The organism is Streptomyces collinus Tu 365, assembly GCF_000444875.1.
Taxonomy (GTDB): Bacteria; Actinomycetota; Actinomycetes; order Streptomycetales; family Streptomycetaceae; genus Streptomyces; species Streptomyces collinus_A.
In genome coordinates, this window is the sequence record NC_021985.1 from 3,206,317 (window position 1) to 3,229,110 (window position 22,794).

The window sequence follows — 22,794 nt, forward strand, 5'->3', positions numbered from 1 at the left end:
GGCTCTCCGCTTCGGCGGGGCCGGGCCCCGGCTGTTTCCCGGGCGGCGCGCAGCGCCGGATTACTCCGATCGAGTGACGCGAGCGGAGCGGGCGAGGACGCGGGGGCGCAGCCGTACGAGCGGCCGCTCGTGAAGAGCCGCCCGTACGGACAGGGGTGCGGTACCGCCGGAGGCGGGCGAGGGCCGGCGGGGACCGCCGCCCCCCGGGGCGGGTCAGAAGCTGATCGAGTTGATCGTCTCGGCTATCGAGTGCACGAACCGGTTGATCGACGGCGCCATGCCGGTGGAGGCGAGGAAGAAGCCGAAGAGGACGGCGACGATGGCCGGTCCCGCCTTGATGTTCCCCCCTCGGATCAGCACTACCAGGATGATCGCCAACAGCAGCACCACGGACAGCGAAATGGCCACAACTGATCACACCCTCGGTCGGTCCCTCTCCCGGCCCGGAGGCACGCACCCGCACCTCCGCCAGAACCATCGTGCCACCAACCCGGCCTCCCTATGCGGCTCGTGACACAACGTTGGCCATCGGCCCCGCGGCCCCGCCGTACCGTCCGGTAATTCGTCCGCGCCCGCGCACCGGACTCACCGAGGAATTGCGCAGGTTCGTTTCCGTGCCCACACATCTCGCGCGCAGGTAATTCGAATTGATGACACCGAGGCATCGTATGACCCAATTAGTCACGATGAATCGGGACATTACAGGTGAACGAGGAGCCCGGCTGTGCCCACCATCACGTGGACGGGGCAGGCAAGTTATGAAAGTCAGGGGGTACCCGGGCGGGATAACCAGGAATGAAGCTCGGGGTTTTACGAAATCCCACAGACGACGCTAGGGTGCCTGAGATGTTTGACGCCGCCTCGTCCCCCGGCCAGAACCGCAGGCCACTCCCCCCGGCACAGTCGCCGGCGGACGGAGTGCCCAGTCCGCGCACCCCCATGAGCACCCAGGCGCGGCAGCCACCGGCGAAGAAGGCGGACAGACCGGGCAAACAGCGCGACGCGTTCTTCGACAACGCTAAGTTCCTCGCCATCGTGCTCGTCGCGATGGGGCACTCCTGGGAGCCGCTGAAGGGCGACAGCCGGATCCTGGAGGCGCTGTACACGGTGGTGTACACCTTCCACATGCCGGCGTTCATCATCATCTCCGGCTACTTCTCCCGCAGTTTCGACATGCGCCCGGACCGGCTGAAGCGTCTGATCACCGGTGTCGTGGTGCCGTACGTCATCTTCGAGACCGCCTACCCGCTCTTCAAGAACGCGGTCGTCCCCGGCTCCCACGAGGAGATCAGCCTCCTCGACCCCTGGTACCTGACCTGGTTCCTGGTCGCCCTGTTCATCTGGCGGCTCACCACGCCGATCTGGAAGCTGGTGCGCTGGCCGCTGCCGCTGGCCGTCGGACTGGCCATGCTGGCCACCGTCACCCCGAACATCGGTGACGACCTCGACCTGCAGCGCGTGCTCCAGTTCCTGCCCTACTTCGTACTCGGCCTGAACCTGAAGCAGGAGCACTTCCACCTGGTGCGCCGCCGCTCGGTGCGGATCGCCTCGGTGCCGGTGTTCGCCGCCGCGCTGGTGATCGGCTGGTGGGCGGTGCCCCGTATGAACACCGCGTGGTTCTACCACCGTGACGCCGCCCAGGAACTCGCCGCCCCGTGGTGGTCGGGCCCGGTGATGACGCTCGCGCTGATGGGCTGCTCGCTGCTGCTGACGGCCTGCTTCTTCGCCTGGGTGCCGCGCCGCACCATGTGGTTCACCGCCCTGGGCGCCGGCACCCTCTACGGCTACCTGCTGCACGGCTTCCTGGTGAAGTTCGCGGACTACCGGGGCTGGTTCGACCACCCCTGGCTGCACCACCCGCTCGGCGAGATCGCGGTGACCGCCGTCGCGGCCGCCGTCGTCACCCTGCTGTGCACCCGGCCGGTACAGCGGGCCTTCCGCTTCGCGATGGAACCGAAGATGGAGTGGGCGTTCCGGCAGGACGCCGCCGAACTGGCCCGCGACCGCCAGTCCAGGGAGCGCGAGCGGGAGAAGGTCAGCGCCTAGGCCCGCCCCGCCCCCATCCGCTCACAGACCGAGGAGTGCGCGCATCCGCGTGTACTTCTCGGTCAGTCGTTTCCGGGTCGGCCCGTCGAGGACGGCGAGCCGGGCCGGGTCGGCGTTGTGCGCCAGGTCGGCCTCCTTCACCAGCAGCGCGCCCGGGGTGGCCAGGATCCGGCGCGCGTACGCCTCCGGCTCCTCCCCCGGCCGCTTGGTGACGGCGCGCACGATCGCCTTGGTGCGCTCGGTGAGGGCGGCGCCCGCCAGCCACGCGGCCGGCAGCGCGTCGTCCTCGACCGCGTCGTGCAGCCAGGCCGCGGCGATCTGCTCGGGGTCACCGCCCCGGGCGCGCACGCCGTCGGCGACGGCCGCGAGGTGCTCGGCGTACGGCCGCCCCGCCTTGTCGGTCTGCCCCTCGTGGGCGGTGCGCGCCAGGTTCTCGACCTCGGCCAGGCTGAGTGGTGTGTCGGTCACCGCTCCAGTGTCTCCCGGCGAGCGGGGCGACGAGCAGGGCCTCGGTGGCGACGGTGCGGCGGATCCGGCGCGGGGTGGTGCCTGGGGCGGTGCGCCTTCGGGCTGCGTCGGGCGCGGCGGCTGGGGCCCGTCGTAGGGGCGAAGGGCCCTGGGGCCTGTCGCGGAAGTGGCGCTGCGAGCGCTGGGCCCGCGAGTGGCGCTAGGCCGCGGTGCGGCGGTGGGCCAGGTGGCTGGTGAGGGTCGTCATGCGGGCGGCGATGCGGTCGGCCGGGGCGCCGTCCAGGTGGTCGACGAGGGTGCCGTCGGCGAGGAACAGGACGCGGTCGGCCCAGGCGGCGGCGGACGGGTCGTGGGTGACCATGACGACCGTGGCGCGCTGGGTGTCGACGGCACCGCGCAGCAGGGCGAGGATCTCCGCCGCCGTGGTGGTGTCCAGGGCGCCGGTGGGTTCGTCGGCGAAGACGACGTCGGGGCGGGCGACCAGGGCCCGGGCGACGGCCACCCGCTGCTGCTGGCCGCCGGAGAGCTGGGCGGGGCGGCGGCGGGCGTGGTCGGCGAGGCCGACCTGGGCGAGCACCTCGGCGCAGCGGCGCCGGTCGGGGCGGTGGCCGGCCAGCCGCGTCGGCAGGACGACGTTCTGCTCCACGGTGAGTGAGGGCAGCAGGTTGAACGCCTGGAAGACGAAGCCGAGGCGGGTGCGGCGCAGCGCGGTCAGCTTGTTCTCACTGAGGCCGGTGATGTCCGTGCCGCCGAGCAGCACCCGGCCGGCGGTGGGGCGGTCGAGGCCCGCCGCGCACTGCAGGAAGGTGGACTTGCCGGAGCCGGAGGGGCCCATCACGGCGGTGAAGGTGCCCGAGGGCAGGGCGAGGTCGATGCCGCGCAGGGCGTGCACGGCGGTGGCCGAGCGTCCGTAGCGGCGCGTGACTCCGTGCAGTTCTACGGCCCAGTCGCTTGGCATGGGGGTCCTTCCGGTCCGCGGGCGTTCGCTGGTGTCCACGAACGTACGGAGCGCCGGGGGGTCGGGACCATGCGGGCGGCTGGCGGATCGGGGCGGGGGAAAACCCCACCCCCGCGCGTTCAGCGGGCCGGTGCGGAGGCCTGCCGGCAGATGAGGAGGAGGGCGCGGTCGTCGTTGACGTCCTTGGCGACCGCCTCGATGAGGTGCCAGGAGGCACCGTGGAAGCCGCCGGCGACGTAGCGGTCGGCCTCCCCGGTGAGGCGGTCGATGCCCTCGACGATGTCGCGGTCGGAGGTCTCCACCAGACCGTCGGTGAACAGCATCAGCACGTCCCCGGGGCGCAGCGAGCCCTTGACGGAGTCGAACTGGGCGCCGTCGTAGACGCCGAGCAGCGGGCCCTCGGCGGCCTTCTCCTCCCAGCGGCCGCTGCCCGCGCTCAGCTGGAGGCCCGGCGGATGGCCCGCGGAGTACAGCTCGTAGTCGCCCGAGTCCAGGTCGAGGACGAGGTGGATGGAGGTGGCGAAGCCCTCGTCCCACTCCTGGCGGAGCAGGTAGCCGTTGGCGGCGGGGAGGAAGGCGTGCGGCGGGAGCGAGCCGAGCAGGCCGCCGAACGCGCCCGACAGCAGCAGGGCGCGGGACCCGGCGTCCATGCCCTTGCCGGAGACGTCGGTGAGCACGACCTCCAGGGTGCGGCCGCCGTTGGTGCGGGCGGCGACGACGAAGTCGCCGGAGAAGGACTGGCCGCCGGCCGGGCGCAGGGCCATCTCGTGGTGCCAGCCCTGGGGCATCTTGGGCAGCTTGCTCTGGACGCGGATCCGCTCGCGCAGGTCGAAGAGCATGGTGCCGCCGCGCCGCCAGGGCACCCCGACCCGGCTGCGGAACTGTGCGGTGAGCAGCCCGAAGAAGCCGCACGCGGCGACCACGAGGACCACGCCCGGGGTGACCCGCGAGGGTCCCTCGGTGTACGGGCCGAGCCGGACGGACTCCACGATCAGCGCGGTGGCCGCGGCCGCGTACAGGCCCAGCAGGCTGGCCGGGCGCAGCAGCAGGCCGCCGGCGACGATGGGCAGCACCAGGGTGGCCGGCGAGCACCACACGGAGTTGCCGAGGGTCATCGCCGTGAGGACGGGGATGGTGAGGAACAGGCCGATGAGCGCGATCCAGTCCGAGCCGTTGCCGCGGAAGTAGTCCACCGCGCTTCTGCGCAGGCCGACGCGGACCCGGTGCCACTGCTTCTTCCACCGGGCCGTGAACGTCTCGGCCTTGGCGCGCCGCTCTCGTCCTGCTGCCATTAGTTCGGGACCCTATCCATCGGACCAGCCCCTTGGCACGGGAGGTCCCACTTGTCCCCCGTCCGAGGCTCAACTTCGCGGTTCAACCACCCAGTGAACGGCACCGGGCGCCCGCCCGCGGCCGACCGGGAGAAATTCGTTCGCTCGTCCCGCATCGCGCTGATAGGCATGGCGTATGGCGACTGACCGTGCGACCGGGATGAGGGTGCTGCGCCCGGAGGAGTTCGATCCGTGGTGGGACACGCTGCTGCGCGCCTTCGGAGGTGCCGCGGCCTCTGCCGAGGAACGTGAACTGGACCGGTCCCTCACCGAGTTCGACCGTTCGCTGGCCGTCTGGGACGGGGGCGCGATCGTCGGGACGGGCGGGGCGTTCAGTTTCCGGATGACGGTGCCGGGCGGCGCCTCCGTGCCGACCGCGGGCGTCACCATGGTGAGCGTGGCCGCCACGCACCGGCGGCGCGGGGTGCTGACCTCGATGATGCGGCGCCAGCTCGACGACGTGCGTGCGCTGGGCGAGCCGCTCGCCGCGCTGACCGCTTCGGAGCCGATGATCTACGGCCGCTTCGGCTACGGCGCCGCCGTCTCCCACCTGCACGCCGAGATCGACACGGCCCGGGTGACGCTGTCGCTGCCGGCTGGCACCGGGGAGGTGCGGCTGCGGTACGCGGACCCCGCCGAGGTGCTCGCGGAGTGCGAGGCGGTGTACGCGGAGCTGGTGCCGCGCCGGCCCGGGATGCTGGCCCGGCAGCCCGGCTGGGAGCGGGCGGGGCTGCTCGATCCGGAGAGCGAGCGGGCGGGCGGCTCGGCGCTGCAGTGCGTGGTGGCCGAGCGCGACGGCGAAGTCACCGGGTACGCCCGTTTCCGCACCAAGATGGGCTGGGGCCCGGCCGGGCACGACGGGACGGTGACGCTGGAGAACCTGGCGGCCCTCGACCCGGCGACGGAGGCGGCGCTGTGGCGCTTCCTGTTCGGCATCGACCTGATGACGACGCTGGTCGTGCGGGGGCGGCCGCTCGACGACTCCTTGCAGCACCTGGTCTCCGACGTCCGGCGCTGCCTGCTGCGCACGCGCGACTCGTGCCATGTCCGTCTCGTCGACGTGGGCGCGGCGCTCGCCGCCCGGACCTACCAGGCTCCGGTGGACGTGGTCCTGGACGTCGAGGACGCCTTCTGTCCCTGGAACACGGGACGTTGGCGGCTGACCGGGGACCCGAAGGGCGCGTCCTGCGAGCGGACCTCGGACGCGGCCGATGTCGCTTTGTCGGTACGGGAGTTGGGGGCGGCCTACCTGGGCGGGGTGAGCCTGCTGTCGCTGGCGGGGGCGGGCCGGGTGCGGGAGCTGCGGCGGGGCGCGCTGGGCGAGGCGGCGGTGGCGTTCGGCTCGCCGGTGGCGCCGTGGCTGCCGCACGGCTTCTAGGTCGCGGACACGACTCAGGCCGTGCCCGCGCCCCCGGTCAGGGCTTCTGGCAGCCCGGGCACCAGAAGAGGTTGCGGGCGGCGAGCCCGGCGGTGCGGATCCCGGTGCCGCAGACGTGGCAGGGCAGGGTGGCCCGGCGGTAGACGTAGACCTCGCCGCCGTGGTCGTCGACGCGGGGCGGCCGGCCCATGGCCTCGGGCATGTGCTCGGGGCGCACGGTGTCGATGCGGTTGTGGCGGACGCCCTCGCGCATCAGCTCCACGAGGTCGGCCCAGACGGCGTCCCACTGGGCGCGGGTGATGTCCCGGCCGGCCCGGTAGGGGTCGATGCCGTGCCGGAACAGCACCTCGGCGCGGTAGACGTTGCCGACGCCGGCGACGGTCTTCTGGTCCATCAGCAGCGCGGCGATGGCGGTGCGGCTGCGGGAGATCCTCCGGTACACGGCGTCCGGGTCGGCGTCGGCGCGCAGCGGGTCGGGTCCGAGGCGGTCGTGCACCGCCCGCTTCTCGGTGTCCGTGATCAGCGCGCAGGTGGTGGGGCCGCGCAGGTCGACGTACGCGCCGGCGTCGGCCAGCCGGAGCCGGACGGTGTCGGTGGGCGGGGGCGCGGGGGCCGGGCCGAAGGCCACCTTGCCGAAGAGGCCGAGGTGGATGTGGACCCAGTCGGCGTCCCGGAACCCGAGGAAGAGGTGCTTGCCGTGCGCCTCGGTGCCGGTGAGCACGGCGCCGTCGAGCAGCGCGGCGGCGTCGGAGAACTTGCCCTGGGGGCTGGTCACCCTGAGGGCCCTGCCGGAGAAGCGGTCGGCGTAGTCGTGCGCCAGCCGGTGGATCGTGTGCCCCTCTGGCAAGGTCCCTCTTTCCTTCCGGCTCCCCGCGGGAGCCCTCAGTCCTGCTGCGGGTGGTGGGCCGGGATCGGCGGGAGGTTCCCCGTGGTCTCGTAGTCGGCCAGCATGTCGATGCGGCGGATGTGACGCTCGTCACCGGAGAACGGGGTGTCGAGGAAGATCTCGACGAACTTGGTCGCCTCCTGGGTGCTGTGCATCCGCGCACCCACGGCCACCACGTTGGCGTCGTTGTGCTGCCGCCCCAGCGCGGCCGTCTCCTCGCTCCAGGCCAGGGCCGCCCGCACCCCCTTCACCTTGTTCGCGGCGATCTGCTCCCCGTTGCCGGAGCCGCCGATCACGACGCCGAGGGCGTCCGGGTCCGCGGCCGCCTTCTCCGCTGCACGCAGGCAGAAGGGCGGGTAGTCGTCCTGGGCGTCGTAGAGGTGGGGCCCGCAGTCGACGGGCTCGTGCCCCGCCGCCTTGAGCCACTCGACGAGGTGGTTCTTGAGTTCGTAGCCCGCATGGTCGGAGCCGAGATACACGCGCATGGGACGAGTGTGACACGCCCGTATCCGGGCAGCAGCTTCGGGTGTCGGCGCCGAAAAATGTGAGCTGCGCCATTGAAGCTCAAGAAATCCTCAAGTAACAATCTGGATTCGGAGGTTCCCGAATCCATTCGCCTCCGATTCACTGGACCGCCTCGTACACCGCTCGTGCGAGGACCTGTTCGCAGCCGCACAACGGCACCCCCCTCGAACGGGAATCGCTCCACCGGCGCAAAGGAATTCCGTCCATGACCCCTGGTTCCGGACTTCAAGCAGGTCTCAAGAACCGTCACCTGACGATGATCGCCATCGGCGGCGTGATCGGTGCCGGACTCTTCGTCGGCTCCAGCTCAGGTATCGCCACCGCCGGCCCCGGCATCCTCCTGTCGTACGCCCTCGTCGGCACGCTCGTCGTCCTGGTGATGCGGATGCTCGGTGAGATGTCCGCCGCCAACCCCACCTCGGGCTCCTTCTCGGCCCACGCCGACCGTGCGCTCGGGCGCTGGGCCGGCTTCTCCATCGGCTGGCTCTACTGGTTCTTCTGGGTCGTCGTGCTGGCCGTGGAGGCCACCGCGGGCGCCAAGATCCTCGAAGGCTGGGTGCCGGCCGTACCGCAGTGGGGCTGGGCGCTCATCGTGATGATCGTCCTGACCGCGACCAACCTGGTCTCGGTCGGCTCCTACGGCGAGTTCGAGTTCTGGTTCGCTGGCATCAAGGTCGTGGCGATCGGCGCGTTCGTCGTCGTCGGCCTGCTCGCGGTGTTCGGCGTGCTGCCGGGCGTCCACGCCGACAAGGCGAGCTTCTCCAACCTGACCGGCCACGGCGGCTTCCTGCCGCACGGTCCGGGCGCGATCCTCACCGGTGTGCTGCTGGTCGTCTTCTCCTTCATGGGCAGCGAGATCGCCACCCTGGCGGCCGGCGAGTCGGAGGACCCGCAGCGCGCGGTCACCAAGTCCACCAACAGCATCATCTGGCGGATCGGCGTCTTCTACCTGGGCTCGATCCTCGTCGTGGTCTCGCTGCTGCCGTGGAACGACCCGTCCATCGCGAAGGACGGCTCCTACGTCGCCGCGCTGAACTCCCTCGGCATCCCGCACGCCGGCGAGGTCATGAACGTCATCGTGCTCACCTCGGTGCTGTCCTGCCTCAACTCGGGCCTCTACACGGCCTCCCGGATGGCCTTCTCGCTCGGCCAGCGCGGTGACGCCCCGAAGGCGTTCGCCCGCACGACCGCCCGCGGTGTCCCGATGGCCGCGATCCTGTCCTCGGTCGTCTTCGGCTTCGTGGCGGTCTTCTTCAACTACGAGTACCCGGACACCGTCTTCCTCTTCCTGCTCAACTCCAGCGGTGCGGTGGCCCTGTTCGTGTGGCTGGCCATCTGCTTCTCGCAGCTGCGGATGCGGAAGATCATCCAGCGTGAGGCGCCGGAGAAGCTCGTCGTGAAGATGTGGCTGTACCCGTACCTGACCTGGGCGACGGCCGCGATGATCGTGTTCGTCCTCGTCTACATGCTGTTCGACACCAAGCACGACGGCCGGGAGACCGTGCTGCTGTCGCTGCTGGTCGCGGCGGTCGTGGTGGTGATCGCCTTCATCAAGCAGAAGGTGGACGCGGGCCGCCGGACGGCGGTGCCCGTGGCCGACGAGCCCACGAAGGTCACCACGGGCTGACCCGGGCCGCTCCACGGCGCACATCTCCGACTCACAGCACGGTGAAGGTCTCCTTCACCGTGCTGTACGTCTGTACGGCCCCGGTCTCGATCTCCGGCCGGTACCAGGTGTTGACCTGGTACGACTTCCCGTCCGCGTCGAAGCCGAGCAGCCGGGCGTGCCAGGGGGTGCCCTTGAGGGTGAAGGTGTACTCCCAGACGACCGCCGGGTACCCCTGGAAACTGGTCCGCGCCAGCCGGACCCGCACGTAGTCCCGGCCCTGCCGGGCGTCGCGCTCAGACCGCTGCCAGGTCCCCCAGAGGTCCCCCCGGGCCAGCGACGACTTGGCGACGAGTTCCTGCCGCCCGTCGGGCGAGGTGTAGTGCACCTCGGCACCCGTCTTCACGTCCCGCCTCCACCCGCGCGGCGGCACCCAGGCGAACCCGCCCGCCTCCACACGACCGCCGGGCGGCGCCCCGGTCGGCGTGCCCGTGCCGCCGGCGGTCGAAGGACCGCCGGTCGCTCCCGTGGGTGTCGCGGACGGGGAGGCGGTGGACGCGCCCGGGGGCGCCTGGGAAGCGGCGGCCGAGGAGCCGCCGCGCGACGCCGCGGGGCCGGCCGCCCCGGGGGCGGCACCGCGCCGGCCGCCGCCCCCGGAGGCGGCGAGCAGCACGGCCACCACGACCCCGACGGCCACGACCCCGAGCGCGGCGAGCAACGCGGTGCGGCGGTGGCGGGCCCCGTCACCGGGTACCGCGACCTCGAACGGCACCCCCGGACGACGGTCGGTGTCCGGCCCGGCCGGCCCACCACGGCCGGCCGGGGACCCGGCGGGCCTGGTGGGCAGGCCCTCGGCCCCGGAACCGGCATGCCCCGTCCCGGCCAAGCCCGCGGGCTCGGCCCGTCCCCCGTCACCGAGCAGGCCACTGGTGGCGGTCGGCTCGCCCCTGAGGACCACGGGAGTGCCGATGCCGGCGACGGGTGGCCCGGAACGGACCGGGGCACCGCCCCCCTCGTCCGTGGACACACCGGCTCGACGCGCGGGTCCGGCGGGTCCGGCGGGTCCGTCCGGGGGCCCCGCCGCACCGGCCGGGCGCTCGACGGGTGGCGGTCCGGGGCTCCCCGCTCCGGTCGGGATCGGGCCCGCGGACGCGGCGGTCGGCGGACGGGCAGGTGCCGCGTCCGGGGTCCTCCCTCCGGCGGGCTCGCCCTGCGCCGTCCCGGGCGGCCGGGACGCTGCCGGGAGGGCCGGTGGTGGGGGCGGGTCGGCGATCAGGTGGAGGGCCCTCTCCAGGGCGGTGAGGGTGGGGCGGTCGGACGGGTCCTTGCTCAGCAGGGCGGCGAGCAGGGCGCGCAGCGGGCCCGGGGACGCGGGGAGTTCGGGCTCCTCGTGGAGGACCGCGTGCAGAGTGGCCAGGGTCGTGTCGCGGGAGAACGGTGAGTGACCCGCCAGCGCCGCGCACAGGGTCGCCCCCAGGGACCACAGGTCGGACGGCGGGCCCTGGTGCCGCCCCGCTATCCGCTCGGGCGCCATGTAGTCGGGGGAGCCGACGAGCATGCCGACCATGGTGAGGGCCGTGGCGTCCTGGATCGCGGCGATGCCGAAGTCCGTGAGGACCACGCGCCCCGCCCCGGCGGCCGTCCCGGCCTCGACCAGGACGTTCCCCGGTTTGATGTCCCGGTGCAGCACCCCGCGCGCGTGCACCTGGCGCAGCGCCGCCACCAGGCCGAGACCGATGCGCGCGGCCTCGCGCGGGCCGAGCGGGCCCTCCTCCGCCACGACGCGCTCCAGCGAACGGCCGGGGACCAGCTCCATGACGATCCAGAGGCGTTCCCCCTCGTCCACGACGTCGTAGACGCGCACGACGTTGGGATGGTCGATCCGCGCCGTCGCCCGCCCCTCGCGCAGGGTGCGTTCGCGGCGGGTGCGGACGTCCTCGGCGTCGGATCCGTCGATACGGATCTCCTTCACCGCGACCAGCCGGTCGAGCATTTCGTCGACGGCCCGCCACACCCGCCCCATTCCCCCCTGGCCGATGCTTTCGACCAGCCGGTAGCGCGCGTTCACCAGGAGCCCCGGAATCCCGCCGGCTCCCGGCCCTCCCGCTTTCCCCATAATTCCCGGCACTGTGTCGTACCCCCCTCGCAGACCGCCCGTGATGAAACACGACGGTCACACTTCACGCCGTACCAGCATAGTGCGGGGAAATCTTGTGGTACCTCTTCAAGTACTGCGAATTCAGGCGCAGTTCAGGGGGAGGCAAGGGGGGCGAACATGAGTTCTCGGCTCCGGGCGGGCATCACGGGATCGCTGGTCACGGCATCTTTCTCGGCCGTGCTGGTGCTCTCGTGGCCGGCATACGCCGATGACCAGGGACCAGGCAGCGAGAAGGGGGGAAAGGTGGTCGACGAGGCGTCGGCGGGGGTGCGGTTGCGCACGCTGCTGCCGGAGAGGATCTCGGTCGACAACAGTTCGAAAAAGACGGCGATTACCGCCACGGTGAAGAACGAGGGCACCAAGGAGAGCGGCGAAGTCCGGCTTTTGGTGGTCGGATTCGACGGACTGCGGATCACGGGCGTTCAGGGCTGCTCGGCGATCGCGGAAAAGAACCTGCCGGAAGGTTCGTACAGCGGTTTCAGTTGCCCGGTCGGCAAGCTCGCTGCCGGGAGGTCCGGGTCGTACGCGGTACGGGCCACGTACGACCTGCGCCGGACCGGGAGGATCTGTCTGCCCGTGCAGTCGGCGGACGGGAGGAAGACCTTCTGGCAGCAGGGCCCGGTGCCGTTCGGCACGACCAACCCGTCGCCGAACGCCCCGGCGACCCCGCTGCTCCTCGGCACCGACAACAAGCCGGCCGCGCCGGGCGGCGACGAACTGCCGAAGACCGGTGTGGGACGTGCCGTGCTGCCCCTGGGCGCCACCGGTGCCGCGCTGGTCGCGGCAGGGGCCGCCGGCCTGTGGTGGTCCCGGCGCGGGCGGCGCGAGGCGGCCTGACCGGACGCGCGCACGCCGGACGCACGGCGGCCGCACCTCCCCGACGCGGAACGTGGGGGTGTGCGGCCGTCGTGTGCGTCACGAGCCGGCCGGGAGCGGCCGGTCCCGCCGTGGCGGGCTGCGCGGGTGTCAGCGGTCGCCGGCGAACTTCCAGGCGGCGGGCAGCGCGCCCATCGCCAGGGCGGCCTTCAGGGCGTCGCCGATCAGGAAGGGGGTGAGCCCGGCCGCGATCGCCTGGCCGGCGGACATGCCGGTGGCCAGGGCCAGGTAGGGGACGCCCACGGCGTAGATGACGGCCTCACCGAGGATCATCGTGCCCGCCATGCGCAGCGGGGAGCGGTCGGCGCCGCGGCGGGCCAGCGCGCCGACGAGCGCGGAGGCGAGCAGCATGCCGACGACATAGCCGAAGGAGACGGCGCCGTAGCCGGAGCCGCCGCCCGCGAACCACGGCACGCCGACGGCACCGGCGACGGCGTACAGGGCGAGGGAGAGGAAGCCGCGGCGGGCGCCGAGCGCGGTGCCGACGAGCAGCGCGGCGAAGGTCTGGCCGGTCACCGGGACCGGGGAGCCGGGCACCGGCACCGACAACTGGGCGGCGAGACCGGTGAGGACGGCACCGCCGACCACGAGGGCGACGTCGCGCACCCGGGTCGCGGGCAGGAGGTCGGCGAGGACGGCGCCGGGGCGGACGGCGGCGGTGGCGGTGCTCATGGGGACTCCGCGGAAGGTGTGGGCACGGGGGAACAGGGCGACGCTATACCGGTGTCCGGGCACTGATCACCGTCAGCGCTCGACAAAGGCGGTGATGCAGCCTTGGTGGGCTCCGCACAAAGGATGCGGGTTACACCCGGTACGGCGTGATACCGGTCACTGAGGTGACGTGGCCCGGGGTACGCGGCGGGATGACGCCCCGTCTGTAGGGTTCCACCAAAGGCTCGGTGGGCATCTCGCCCGTCGGTCGCCGTCTGGGCAGCGCGGGGGCGGTTTGCTAGCTTCGGACGCATGGTTGCCCAGGCCCGGAACTTCACGTCGCGTCGCTACGTCGACCTGCGACGCCAGGGCACGGCCACCTGTCGCCGCCCGGGGTAGAGGCGGCCCCCCGGGGACGCCTCTCCTTCCGAGACGTGTCGGCTCCGTTTCACAAGGACGGCCTCCCCATGCCCCGTACCGCGGCATCCACCCTTGTCTCCCCCGTGCCCCGTGCCGCCGACAGCGACCGGCGGCGCACGAGTGCCAGCGTCGTGCTGCGGTCCGTGCTGGAGCACGGACCGGTGGCGCGCAGCACCATCGCCCGGCTGACCGGGCTCTCGCCCGCGTCGGTGACCGAGCACTGTGCCCGGCTGGCCGGGCTCGGACTCATCCGCGAGGACGCGGCGCCCCGCCGCTCGGGCGGGGTGGGCCGGCCGCACGTGCCCGTCGACCTCGACGGCGAGCGGTTCGTGGTCGGCGGTGTGCACGTGGCCGTGCCGTACACCACGGTGGCGCTGCTCGACCTGCGGGGCCGGGTGGTGGCCGAGCGGCGGCTGCGCCACGAGGGGACCGATCCCGGCCGGGTGTTCGACCGGGCGGCCGGCGCGTTCGCCGCGCTGCTCGCCGGGGTGCCGGACCGCCGGCCGCTGGGGGTCGGGGTCGCGGTCGGCGGCTGGGTCGACCGGGAGACGGGCACCGTGGTCGAGCACGGGCTGCTGGGCTGGCGGGAGGTGCCGGTGCGGGACCTGCTCGGCGCCCGCACCGGGCTGCCGGTCCATGTGGACGGTCACGCGCGGGCGTTGGTCCACGGTGAGCGGATGTTCGGGCGGGCCGGGGGCAGCCGCAGCGTGCTGCACCTGTTCGTGGGCAACGTGGTCGACGCGGCGTTCGCCACCAACGACGAGGTGCACCACGGGCCGCGTTCGGCGGCCGGGGCGATCGCCCATCTGCCGGTGCCGGGCGGTGACGAGCCCTGCGCGTGCGGCCGTAGCGGCTGCCTCCAGGCGGAGCTGAGCGAGCGGACGCTGTGCCGGCGGGCCCGGGCGGCCGGGGTCGGCGACGGGATGAACCCGATGCGGGTGGTGGCCGCGGCGGCGGCCGGGGACACGGTGGCCCGGGGGCTGCTGCGGGAGCGGGCCCGGGCGACCGGACGGGCCGTCGGACTGCTGCTCGACGTGCTCAATCCGGAGACGGTCGTGGTCACCGAGGTCGGTGTCATCCACTTCGAGGACTGCCTGGGCGCACTGCGGGACGCGGCCGGGGACAGCCGTGCGGCCACCGTGCTGCCGACGAGTTTCCCGGATTCCGTGCTGGCGGTGGCGGGCGGCTCGGTGATGCTGGACGTGCTGTTCCGGGATCCACTGAGCGCGTCACCTGAGGTTATTTAATTCAGAATCTCGGAATGTTGACACGGAACACGAACGGCAAGGAACATGCTGGTCATGAGCCTGCTTACGAGCTGTCGCACCCTTTGTTGCTGACACATTGCCGCGCGTGAAGCGCGCGTTTCCGGCTCCTTTCGTTTTCCTTTCCCCCGGTATCGCGTACCGGAATTCCGCCTGCCTTTCCCCTCCTTTTCTCCGGGGAGTACTCCCATGCACCGTCGTGTCTTTCTCACCTCCCTGCTGGGCGCGTCCGCCACCGTGGCGGGTCTCAGCGGCTGCGCCAAGGGCGACGCGTCCGCCGACACCAGGGCGGCCGCCACCAAGCCGCTCGCCGACAAGGTGCCGGCCGGCACCAGCCTGAGGATCGCGTCGTACCAGAACGTGCAGCAGCTGCAGTTCCGGCTGGCCAAGCTGCCCCGGCTGCCGTTCGCGGTGTCCGACTGGGTCAACCTCGGGGCCGGTCCGGACATCATCAACGCGTTCCGCGCCAAGTCCCTCGACCTCGCCAACAACGCGGGCATCCCGCCGATCCAGGCGCACTACCAGGGCTTCGACGCGAAGATCGTGGCGATCGACATCACCCGCAAGCCCAACTACGTGTTCGCCACCAAGCCCGGCAGCGACATCCGCTCGGTGCAGGACTTCAAGGGCAGGAAGCTCGCCTTCTCGCAGGGCCAGGCCCAGGGGGTCGTGCTGCTGCGGGCGCTGAAGAAGGCCGGCCTGAAGTACGACGAGGTGAAACTGGTCCCGCTGACCAGCAACCAGTTCCTGACCGCCCTGCAGTCCGGACAGGTGGACGTGGCCCCGCTCGCGAACAGCCAGACGCCCGCCTACCTGAAGCAGTACGGGGCCAAGGGCGCCCGCACGGTCGCCACCGACGTCGTCGACCTGCTCAACCTGCTCTGGGCGCCGCAGTCGGTGCTCGCCGACCCGGCGAAGGCGGCGGCGGTCGCCGCCTACATCCCCCAGTGGGCGAAGGGCCAGGTGTGGCAGTACGAGCACCCGGACGTGTGGAACGAGGAGTTCTACGTCAAGACCCAGAACCTGACCCCGGACCAGGCGAAGTCCATCTCGGCGCTCGCCAACAAGCCGCTCTTCCCGCCGCGCTGGGACGAGGCGATCGCGTGGGAGCAGGAGACGGCCGACCTGCTCGCCGAGGGCGGGTTCGTGAAGAAGTTCGACGTCTCCTCGCTCTTCGACCACCGCTTCGAGGCCCTCGCCGCCCGGGCCGTACCGGCGGAGTACCGGAAGTGAGCGCCGTGACCTCGACGACGACCGCCGTGGCGGCGTCCGACGCCGACGAACTGCCCCAGGTGCGCCGGCGCAGGCGCCTGTCCCCAGGCCGCCGGCTGCCCGCCGCCCGGCTGGCCGGGCCGCTGCTGGTACTCGCCCTGTGGGCCGCCGCCTCGGCGGCCGGGACGCTGGACACGGGCGCGATCCCGGCGCCCTGGACGGTGCTGCGCACGGGCGCCCGGCTGTGGACCGACGGCACGCTGCCGACCGACGTGCTGACCTCGCTGAAGCGGGCCGGGGCGGGCTTCGTGATCGGCCTGACCGCCGGGGTCGTCCTGGCGCTCGCCTCCGGTCTCAGCCGGACCGGGGAGGCGCTGATCGACGGGACCGTGCAGCTCAACCGCGCGATACCGACCCTCGGCCTGATCCCGCTGTTCATCCTCTGGCTGGGCATCGGGGAGACCTTCAAGATCGCCATCATCGCGATCGTCGTCTACATCCCGATCTACCTGAACACGCACGCCGCGCTGTCCGGCATCGACAGCCGGTTCGTCGAGCTGGCCGAGGTGCAGGGCCTGTCGAGGTTCAGGTTCGTCCGCCAGGTGGTGATCCCCGGCGCGCTGCCCGGATTCTTCGTGGGACTCCGGCTCGGCGTCACCGGCTCCTGGCTCGGCCTGGTCGTGCTGGAGCAGATCAACGCCACCAGCGGCCTCGGCTACCTGATGTTCCAGGCGCAGAACTACGGCCAGAGCGACGTGATCCTGGTCGGCCTGCTGATCTACGGCGTCTTCGGCCTGGTCTCCGACAGCGTGGTCCGTCTCGTCGAACGGAGGGTGCTGTCATGGCGCCGCACACTGAGCAGCTGACCCGTCCGGCCGTCCAACTGCGCGGCCTGACGCGCTCGTTCGGGGAGCGCACCGTCCTCGACGGCATCGACCTCGACCTGCCGGCCGGGCAGTTCACGGCCCTGCTCGGGCACAGCGGCTCGGGCAAGTCGACCCTGCTGCGGGCGGTCGCCGGACTCGACCACGGGGTGGCGGGCGAGGGGCGGCTCACCGCGCCCGAGCGGGTGTCGGTGGTCTTCCAGGACTCCCGGCTGCTGCCCTGGCGCCGGGTGCTGGACAACGTCCTGCTGGGCCTGGACGGCAAGGACGCCGCCGAACGCGGCCGGGCCGCGCTGGCGGAGGTGGGCCTGGGCGGCCGCGAGCGGGCCTGGCCGGGCGAGCTGTCCGGCGGTGAGGCGCAGCGCGCCGCGCTCGCCCGCTCCCTGGTCCGTGAGCCCGAACTGCTGCTTGCCGACGAGCCGTTCGGGGCGCTGGACGCGCTCACCCGGATCCGGATGCACAACCTGCTGCGCGAGCTGTGGAAGCGCCACCGGCCTTCCGTGCTGCTCGTCACGCACGACGTGGACGAGGCGATCGTGCTCGCCGACCGCGTCCTCGTCCTGGACCGGGGCCGGATCGGCCTCGACCTGACCATCGACCGGCCCCACCCGCGCTCCTACCGCGAGCCGGTGCTGGGCGAGTACCGCGAGCGGCTGCTGGCAGCCCTCGGTGTCACGGAGGACCACGCATGACCCGCCTGCTCCACCTGAACGCGTTCCTGATGAACACCGGCCACCACGAGGCCTCCTGGCGGCTGCCGGAGAGCGATCCGTACGCGCACGTCGACCTCGCCCACTACGTGCGGCTGGCGCGGACCGCCGAACGCGGCACCTTCGACTCGCTGTTCCTCGCCGACGGCCCCCAGCTGTGGAGCAACCTCGCCCAGCGCCCGGCCGGCGCCCTGGAACCGCTCACCCTGCTGACCGCGCTGGCGACGGCGACCGAGCACATCGGGCTGATCGCCACCGCGTCCACCTCCTACAACTCCCCCTACAACCTGGCCCGCAGGTTCGCCTCGCTGGACATCGTCAGCGGCGGCCGGGCCGGCTGGAACATCGTCACCACCGCGGGCGCCGAGGCCGCCCGCAACTTCGGCCTGGACGCCGAGCCCGCGCACGCCGAGCGCTACGCCAGGGCCGCCGAGTTCCTGGACGTGGCCTTCAAGCTGTGGGACAGCTGGGAGGACGACGCGGTCGTCGCCGACAAGGCGGCCGGCGTCTGGGGCGACGACGGCAAGATCCACCCGCCCCGGCACCGGGGCGCGTACTTCAGCGTGGCGGGCGCCCTCAACGTGCCCCGCTCCCCGCAGGGCTACCCGCTGCTGGTGCAGGCCGGCTCCTCGGACGACGGCAAGGCGTTCGCCGCCCGGTACGCGGAGGCGGTGTTCACCGCCCAGCAGACCCTCGCCGGCGCCCAGGACTTCTACGCCGACCTGAAGTCCCGCACCGCGGCGGCGGGCCGCAACCCCGAGCACGTCAAGGTGCTGCCCGGCATCGTCCCGGTGCTCGGCTCGACGGAGGCGGAGGCGCGGGCCGCCGAGCAGGTGCTGGAGGACCACATCGTGCACACGCACGGCGTGGACCGCCTGGAGAACCTGCTGCGGCTGGCGCCCGGCACGCTGGAGCTGGACGCCCCGCTCCCCGGCGACCTGCCCCCGGAGTCCGCCATCGAGGGCGCCAAGAGCCGTTACACGCTCGTCGTGGAACTCGCCCGGAGCGAGCGGCTCACCGTGCGGCAGCTCATCGCCCGGCTCGGCGGCGGCCGCGGTCACCTCACCGTCGCCGGGACGCCCGAGCAGATCGCCGACCGGATCGAGACCTGGTTCACCCAGGGCGCCGCCGACGGCTTCAACATCATGCCGCCCGTGCTGCCCTCCGGCCTGGAGGCGTTCGTCGAGCACGTGGTGCCGATCCTGCGCGCCCGTGGCCTGCTGCGCACCGCCTACGGCCCCGAGCGGACCCTGCGGGAGCGCTACGGCCTGCCCCGCCCCGCCAACCAGTACCTGACCCCCGCCTTCGCCTGATCCGCCCGAGAGGAATCCCCATGTCCATCGAGATCACCAAGGTCACCGCGCGCATCGGCGCACGGGTCTCCGGCGTCGACATCACCGCGCCGCTCGCCCCGGAGGAGGTCACCGCGATCCGCGAGGCCCTGAACGTCCACAAGGCACTCGTCTTCGACGCCGGCGCGCTGGACGACGCCGGGCAGCAGGCGTTCGCCCGCCACTTCGGCGACCTGACCACCGCGCACCCGACGGTCGGCGCGGTCGACGGCGCCCCGAACGTGCTGCCGGTCGACAGCGAGCGGGGCCGCGCCAACCACTGGCACACCGACGTCACCTTCGTCCTCAACCCGCCGCAGGCCAGCACCCTGCGCTCGCTCACCGTCCCGCCGTACGGCGGCGAGACCCTGATCGCCAACGCGGCGGCCGCCTATCGCGACCTGCCCGAGCCGCTGCGGCGGCTGGCCGACACCCTGTGGGCGGAGCACACCAACGACTACGACTACGCGGTGCCGGACGAGGAGATCGACGAGGAGAAGGCCGCCCAGCGGGCGCAGTTCACGTCGATCAGGTTCCGCACGACGCACCCGGTGGTCCGGGTCCACCCGCTGACCGGGGAGCGCGGCCTGTTCATCGGCGGGTTCGCGCAGCGGATCGCCGGTCTCTCGGTCGGCGAGTCCCGCAAGGTCCTCGACCTGCTCCAGTCCTACGTCACCCGCCCGGAGAACGTGCTGCGCCACCGCTGGTCGGAGAACCAGCTCGTGCTCTTCGACAACCGGATCACCCAGCACTACGCCATCGACAACTACGACGGCGCGCCCCGCCGGCTGCACCGGGTGACCGTCGCCGGTGACGTCCCGGTGGGTATCGAGGGCAAGGAGAGCTGGTCGGTCGAGGGCGACGCGGCGCACTACACACCGGTCGCCGCGTAACGGCCGTCTCACCCTCCGCACGGCGGGTGTCCGGATAGTGGGCGGCCCCTTCGCGTCAGCGGACGGGCCGCCCAGACTGTGGGCGTTTTTGCCCCTCGATCGCAGGACGTACCGCGCCATGCCCAGCAGCCCCTCCCTGGACACACCCCCCGAGCGGCGGGCGGACGCCCCGCAGGCCCCGGACGCCTCCCTGTCCCACGGCCTCAAGCAGCGCCACCTGTCGATGATCGCCCTGGGCGGGGTGATCGGCTCGGGCCTGTTCGTCGGCTCGGGCGCCGGCATCGCCGCCGCCGGCCCGTCCATCGTGGTCGCCTTCGCCCTCTCCGGCCTCCTGGTGATGCTGGTGATGCGGATGCTCGGCGAGATGTCGGCCGCCTACCCGTCCTCGGGTTCGTTCTCCGCGCACGCGGAGCGGGCGATCGGTCCCTGGGCGGGTTTCGCCGCCGGCTGGTCGTTCTGGGTGCTGCTGTGCACGGCCGTCGGCATGGAGGGCATCGGCGCCGCGAAGATCGTCCAGGGCTGGCTGCCGGGCACGCCGCAGTGGATGTGGGTGGCGCTGTTCATGCTGGTCTTCTGCGGCGCCAACCTGGCCGCGGTGAAGAGCTTCGGCGAGTTCGAGTTCTGGTTCGCGGCACTGAAGGTCGGCGCGATCAGCCTCTTCCTGGTGCTCGGCGCGCTGGCCGTCGCGGGCGTCCTGCCCGGCACCGACTCCCCCGGCGCCTCGAACCTGACCGACTTCCTGCCGCACGGCAGTGAGGGCCTGGTCATCGGCCTGCTGGCGTCCGTGTTCGCCTACGGCGGCCTGGAGACGGTCACCATCGCGGCCGCCGAGTCCGAGGACCCGGTGCGCGGCGTGGCGAACGCCGTGCGCACGGCGATGTGGCGCATCGCGCTGTTCTACGTCGGCTCGATGGCGGTCGTGGTCACCCTGGTCCCGTGGGACTCGAAGGAGATCGTGACGAAGGGCCCGTACGTCGCCGCCCTCGACCACCTGGGCATCCCGGGCGCCGGCCAGCTGATGAACGTGGTCGTGCTGGTCGCCCTGCTCTCGGCGATGAACGCCAACACCTACGGCTCCTCGCGCATCGCCTACTCGCTGGTGCGGCGCGGCATGGGCCCGAAGGCGCTGGCGAAGGTCTCCGGCGGGGTGCCGCGCGTCGCGGTCCTCGTCTCCTCGGTCTTCGGCTTCGCCTGCGTCCTGCTCAGCTACTGGCGGCCGGACGACGTCTTCGCGTGGCTGCTGAACATGATCGGCGCGGTCATCCTGGTCGTCTGGATCTTCATCGCCGTCTCCCAGCTGGTGCTGCGCCGCCGCATGGAGCGTGAGCCGGGCGAGCGCCCCGCGGTCCGGATGTGGGGCTTCCCGTGGCTCACCTGGGTCGCGCTGGCGGGCATGGCGGCGATCTTCGTCCTGATGGCGCGGCAGCCCGACACCCGGGTGCAGCTGTACTCGACGGGCGGCATGACGCTGGTCCTCGCGGCCGTCGGGTACGCCCGGCAGCGGGCGCGCGCCGGGCGCTGACGCCCGGCGGACCGATCCGCCGATGACGACCGGGGCCCCCACGGGTGCGACACGTGGGGGCCTTCGTGTTGCCCCGGCCCTTCTTGTTGCTAGCGTGTAGTTGCAAGTAACTTGCAATAAGAGCTTCGGAGGGGAATCGCCCATGCCCGTCTACACGCTGCCCGAGCTGCCCTACGACTACGCGGCGCTGGCGCCCGTGATCAGCCCCGAGATCATCGAGCTGCACCACGACAAGCACCACGCGGCCTATGTGAAGGGCGCCAACGACACCCTCGAGCAGCTCGCGGAGGCGCGTGAGAAGGAGTCATGGGGCGCGATCAACGGCCTGGAGAAGAGCCTGGCCTTCCACCTCTCCGGGCACATCCTGCACAGCGTCTACTGGCAGAACATGACCGGCCCGAAGGAGGGCGGCGGGGAGCCGCTGGCGGCCGACGGCGTGGGCGAGCTGGCCGAGGCGATCAGGGAGTCCTTCGGGTCCTTCGCCGCCTTCCGCACCCAGCTCTCCAAGGCGGCGGCCACCACCCAGGGCTCCGGCTGGGGCGTGCTGGCGTATGAGCCGCTCAGCGGGCGCCTGATCGTCGAGCAGGTCTACGACCACCAGGGCAACGTCGGCCAGGGCGCGACCCCGCTGCTGGTCTTCGACGCCTGGGAGCACGCCTTCTACCTGCAGTACCGCAACCAGAAGGTGGACTTCGTCGAGGCGATGTGGCAGGTCGTGAACTGGCAGGACGTGGCCCGCCGCCACGCCGCCGCCCGGTCCGGGGCGAACGCCCTGCTGATCGCGCCCTGAGACCCGATACGTCCTGCCCGTGATCGTCTTCTCACCTTTCACGCAGGCAGGCGGAGAGAAGGAGGGCCCCCGCGAGGACGTGACTCGCGGGGGCCCTCCGGCGTGCGCGGGGCCTACAGGTTGCTGAAGTCCGGGCCCTTGGTGCGGGTGCGCTTGATCTCGTAGAAGCCCGGCACCGAGGCGACCGCGAGGGTGCCGTCCCACAGGCGGGCGGCCTCCTCGCCCTGCGGGGCGGGGGTGACGACCGGGCCGAAGAAGGCGATCTGCTCGCCGTCGGGGCCGGGCACCGCGATGACCGGGGTGCCGACGTCCTGGCCCACCTTCTCGATGCCCTCCTTGTGGGAGGCGCGCAGCTCGGCGTCGAACTCGAAGTCCTCCTGGTCGGCGTACTCGATGAGCTCGGCGGGCAGCCCGACGTCGGCGAGCGCGCCGGCGACGGCCTCCACGGTCGGGCCCTCGCCGTTGTTGTGGATGCGGGTGCCGAGCGCGGTGTAGAGCGGGCCGAGGACGTCGTCGCCGTGCTTCTGCCAGGCGGCGGTGACCACGCGTACCGGCTTCCACGCCTTGGTGGCGAGCATCTCCCGGTACTCGTCGGGCAGCTCGTCCAGCCGGTTCTCGTTGAGGACGGCGAGGCTCATGATGTGCCAGCGGACCTCGATGTCGCGGACCTTCTCCACCTCCAGCACCCAACGGGAGGTCATCCAGGCCCAGGGGCACAGCGGGTCGAACCAGAAGTCCACGGGAGTCTTGCCGGGCGTGGTCGCGGTCTCGGACATGCTTCTCCTCGGGAAAGGGCGTTTGAAACGACAACAACGCCCCCGGCAGCCCCATTCCCCCGGTGCCTCGGTCAGGGGCACATGGCAGGATCACTCCTGTTCCACGCA

Annotated in this window: 21 protein-coding genes; 12 read left to right on the plus strand and 9 right to left on the minus strand. The window is 72.2% G+C overall.

The window, feature by feature from the left end; genetic code table 11:
- Positions 1-213: 213 nt before the first annotated feature.
- The gene (locus B446_RS13860) at positions 214-408 is read right to left on the minus strand and encodes a hypothetical protein (protein WP_020940066.1); all 195 of its coding nucleotides are present in this window, start codon (positions 406-408) and stop codon (positions 214-216) included.
- A 531-nt stretch (positions 409-939) separates the two neighbouring features.
- Between B446_RS13860 and B446_RS13865 the strand changes: the two genes are divergently transcribed.
- A complete protein-coding gene (locus B446_RS13865) occupies positions 940-2,046 on the plus strand; it encodes an acyltransferase family protein (protein ID WP_020940067.1) in 1,107 nt (368 codons plus the stop codon).
- Positions 2,047-2,067: 21 nt separating this feature from the next.
- On the opposite strand, the gene B446_RS13870 is transcribed toward B446_RS13865, so the two are convergent.
- The 3 genes from B446_RS13870 to B446_RS13880 form a co-directional block, all read right to left on the minus strand.
- Complete coding sequence (locus B446_RS13870) at positions 2,068-2,514, minus strand: HD domain-containing protein (protein ID WP_020940068.1); 447 nt, start codon at positions 2,512-2,514, stop codon at positions 2,068-2,070.
- 199 nt (positions 2,515-2,713) lie between these two features.
- Positions 2,714-3,472: an ABC transporter ATP-binding protein gene (locus B446_RS13875; RefSeq protein WP_020940069.1), complete on the minus strand. Its 759-nt coding sequence runs from the start codon at positions 3,470-3,472 to the stop codon at positions 2,714-2,716.
- Between the two features lie 119 nt (positions 3,473-3,591).
- Positions 3,592-4,764, minus strand: a complete 1,173-nt coding sequence (locus B446_RS13880; RefSeq protein ID WP_020940070.1) for a PP2C family protein-serine/threonine phosphatase — start codon at positions 4,762-4,764, stop codon at positions 3,592-3,594.
- A 175-nt stretch (positions 4,765-4,939) separates the two neighbouring features.
- Between B446_RS13880 and B446_RS13885 the strand changes: the two genes are divergently transcribed.
- Entirely contained in the window at positions 4,940-6,181 is a 1,242-nt protein-coding gene (locus B446_RS13885) for a GNAT family N-acetyltransferase (protein WP_043475545.1), read from the plus strand.
- A gap of 37 nt (positions 6,182-6,218) precedes the next feature.
- Here the strand turns inward: B446_RS13885 and B446_RS13890 are convergent, their stop codons facing one another.
- Positions 6,219-7,028 (minus strand): Fpg/Nei family DNA glycosylase, encoded by an 810-nt coding sequence (locus B446_RS13890; RefSeq protein WP_020940072.1) that lies wholly within the window; start codon positions 7,026-7,028, stop codon positions 6,219-6,221.
- 35 nt (positions 7,029-7,063) lie between these two features.
- Entirely contained in the window at positions 7,064-7,552 is a 489-nt protein-coding gene (locus B446_RS13895) for a ribose-5-phosphate isomerase (RefSeq protein ID WP_020940073.1), read from the minus strand.
- Between the two features lie 245 nt (positions 7,553-7,797).
- On the opposite strand from B446_RS13895, the gene B446_RS13900 reads away from it, so the two are divergent.
- Entirely contained in the window at positions 7,798-9,219 is a 1,422-nt protein-coding gene (locus tag B446_RS13900; protein WP_043475547.1) for an amino acid permease, read from the plus strand.
- A 31-nt stretch (positions 9,220-9,250) separates the two neighbouring features.
- Here B446_RS13900 and B446_RS13905 read toward each other — a convergent pair whose 3' ends face one another.
- Entirely contained in the window at positions 9,251-11,266 is a 2,016-nt protein-coding gene (locus tag B446_RS13905; protein WP_419184153.1) for a protein kinase domain-containing protein, read from the minus strand.
- A gap of 207 nt (positions 11,267-11,473) precedes the next feature.
- Between B446_RS13905 and B446_RS13910 the strand changes: the two genes are divergently transcribed.
- On the plus strand, positions 11,474-12,193 hold the full coding sequence (locus tag B446_RS13910; RefSeq protein ID WP_043475550.1) for a hypothetical protein: 720 nt from the start codon (positions 11,474-11,476) through the stop codon (positions 12,191-12,193).
- 129 nt (positions 12,194-12,322) lie between these two features.
- On the opposite strand, the gene B446_RS13915 is transcribed toward B446_RS13910, so the two are convergent.
- Positions 12,323-12,904, minus strand: a complete 582-nt coding sequence (locus B446_RS13915; RefSeq protein ID WP_020940078.1) for a biotin transporter BioY — start codon at positions 12,902-12,904, stop codon at positions 12,323-12,325.
- 446 nt (positions 12,905-13,350) lie between these two features.
- Between B446_RS13915 and B446_RS13920 the strand changes: the two genes are divergently transcribed.
- From B446_RS13920 to B446_RS13955, 8 genes are all read left to right on the plus strand, one after another.
- The gene (locus tag B446_RS13920) at positions 13,351-14,550 is read left to right on the plus strand and encodes an ROK family transcriptional regulator (protein WP_020940079.1); all 1,200 of its coding nucleotides are present in this window, start codon (positions 13,351-13,353) and stop codon (positions 14,548-14,550) included.
- Positions 14,551-14,757: 207 nt separating this feature from the next.
- Positions 14,758-15,801, plus strand: a complete 1,044-nt coding sequence (locus B446_RS13925; RefSeq protein WP_020940080.1) for an ABC transporter substrate-binding protein — start codon at positions 14,758-14,760, stop codon at positions 15,799-15,801.
- Positions 15,798-16,646 carry an ABC transporter permease gene (locus B446_RS13930; RefSeq protein WP_020940081.1) on the plus strand — a complete coding sequence of 283 codons (849 nt, stop codon included), beginning with the start codon at positions 15,798-15,800 and terminating at the stop codon, positions 16,644-16,646. Before B446_RS13925 ends, B446_RS13930 begins: the two co-directional genes overlap by 4 nt.
- Positions 16,622-17,356, plus strand: a complete 735-nt coding sequence (locus B446_RS13935; RefSeq protein WP_020940082.1) for an ABC transporter ATP-binding protein — start codon at positions 16,622-16,624, stop codon at positions 17,354-17,356. The genes B446_RS13930 and B446_RS13935 overlap by 25 nt, the downstream gene beginning before the upstream one ends.
- A complete protein-coding gene (locus B446_RS13940) occupies positions 17,353-18,687 on the plus strand; it encodes an LLM class flavin-dependent oxidoreductase (protein ID WP_020940083.1) in 1,335 nt (444 codons plus the stop codon). Before B446_RS13935 ends, B446_RS13940 begins: the two co-directional genes overlap by 4 nt.
- A 20-nt stretch (positions 18,688-18,707) precedes the next feature.
- Positions 18,708-19,598: a TauD/TfdA dioxygenase family protein gene (locus tag B446_RS13945; protein WP_020940084.1), complete on the plus strand. Its 891-nt coding sequence runs from the start codon at positions 18,708-18,710 to the stop codon at positions 19,596-19,598.
- A gap of 118 nt (positions 19,599-19,716) precedes the next feature.
- Positions 19,717-21,120, plus strand: coding sequence for an amino acid permease (locus tag B446_RS13950; RefSeq protein WP_020940085.1), 1,404 nt, complete (start codon positions 19,717-19,719; stop codon positions 21,118-21,120).
- Between the two features lie 142 nt (positions 21,121-21,262).
- Entirely contained in the window at positions 21,263-21,910 is a 648-nt protein-coding gene (locus B446_RS13955) for a superoxide dismutase (protein ID WP_020940086.1), read from the plus strand.
- 113 nt (positions 21,911-22,023) lie between these two features.
- Here B446_RS13955 and B446_RS13960 read toward each other — a convergent pair whose 3' ends face one another.
- Complete coding sequence (locus tag B446_RS13960) at positions 22,024-22,686, minus strand: DsbA family protein (RefSeq protein WP_020940087.1); 663 nt, start codon at positions 22,684-22,686, stop codon at positions 22,024-22,026.
- Positions 22,687-22,794: the final 108 nt, after the last annotated feature.

Bases quoted from the DNA above. Each gene is read 5' to 3' on its own strand.
- B446_RS13865 (WP_020940067.1), top strand. From the start codon at position 940: ATGAGCACCCAGGCGCGGCAGCCACCGGCGAAGAAGGCGGACAGACCG.
- B446_RS13875 (WP_020940069.1), bottom strand. From the start codon at position 3,472: ATGCCAAGCGACTGGGCCGTAGAACTGCACGGAGTCACGCGCCGCTAC.
- B446_RS13880 (WP_020940070.1), bottom strand. From the start codon at position 4,764: ATGGCAGCAGGACGAGAGCGGCGCGCCAAGGCCGAGACGTTCACGGCC.
- B446_RS13885 (WP_043475545.1), top strand. From the start codon at position 4,940: ATGGCGACTGACCGTGCGACCGGGATGAGGGTGCTGCGCCCGGAGGAG.
- B446_RS13895 (WP_020940073.1), bottom strand. From the start codon at position 7,552: ATGCGCGTGTATCTCGGCTCCGACCATGCGGGCTACGAACTCAAGAAC.
- B446_RS13900 (WP_043475547.1), top strand. From the start codon at position 7,798: ATGACCCCTGGTTCCGGACTTCAAGCAGGTCTCAAGAACCGTCACCTG.
- B446_RS13910 (WP_043475550.1), top strand. From the start codon at position 11,474: ATGAGTTCTCGGCTCCGGGCGGGCATCACGGGATCGCTGGTCACGGCA.
- B446_RS13915 (WP_020940078.1), bottom strand. From the start codon at position 12,904: ATGAGCACCGCCACCGCCGCCGTCCGCCCCGGCGCCGTCCTCGCCGAC.
- B446_RS13920 (WP_020940079.1), top strand. From the start codon at position 13,351: ATGCCCCGTACCGCGGCATCCACCCTTGTCTCCCCCGTGCCCCGTGCC.
- B446_RS13925 (WP_020940080.1), top strand. From the start codon at position 14,758: ATGCACCGTCGTGTCTTTCTCACCTCCCTGCTGGGCGCGTCCGCCACC.
- B446_RS13935 (WP_020940082.1), top strand. From the start codon at position 16,622: ATGGCGCCGCACACTGAGCAGCTGACCCGTCCGGCCGTCCAACTGCGC.
- B446_RS13940 (WP_020940083.1), top strand. From the start codon at position 17,353: ATGACCCGCCTGCTCCACCTGAACGCGTTCCTGATGAACACCGGCCAC.
- B446_RS13945 (WP_020940084.1), top strand. From the start codon at position 18,708: ATGTCCATCGAGATCACCAAGGTCACCGCGCGCATCGGCGCACGGGTC.
- B446_RS13950 (WP_020940085.1), top strand. From the start codon at position 19,717: ATGCCCAGCAGCCCCTCCCTGGACACACCCCCCGAGCGGCGGGCGGAC.
- B446_RS13955 (WP_020940086.1), top strand. From the start codon at position 21,263: ATGCCCGTCTACACGCTGCCCGAGCTGCCCTACGACTACGCGGCGCTG.
- B446_RS13960 (WP_020940087.1), bottom strand. From the start codon at position 22,686: ATGTCCGAGACCGCGACCACGCCCGGCAAGACTCCCGTGGACTTCTGG.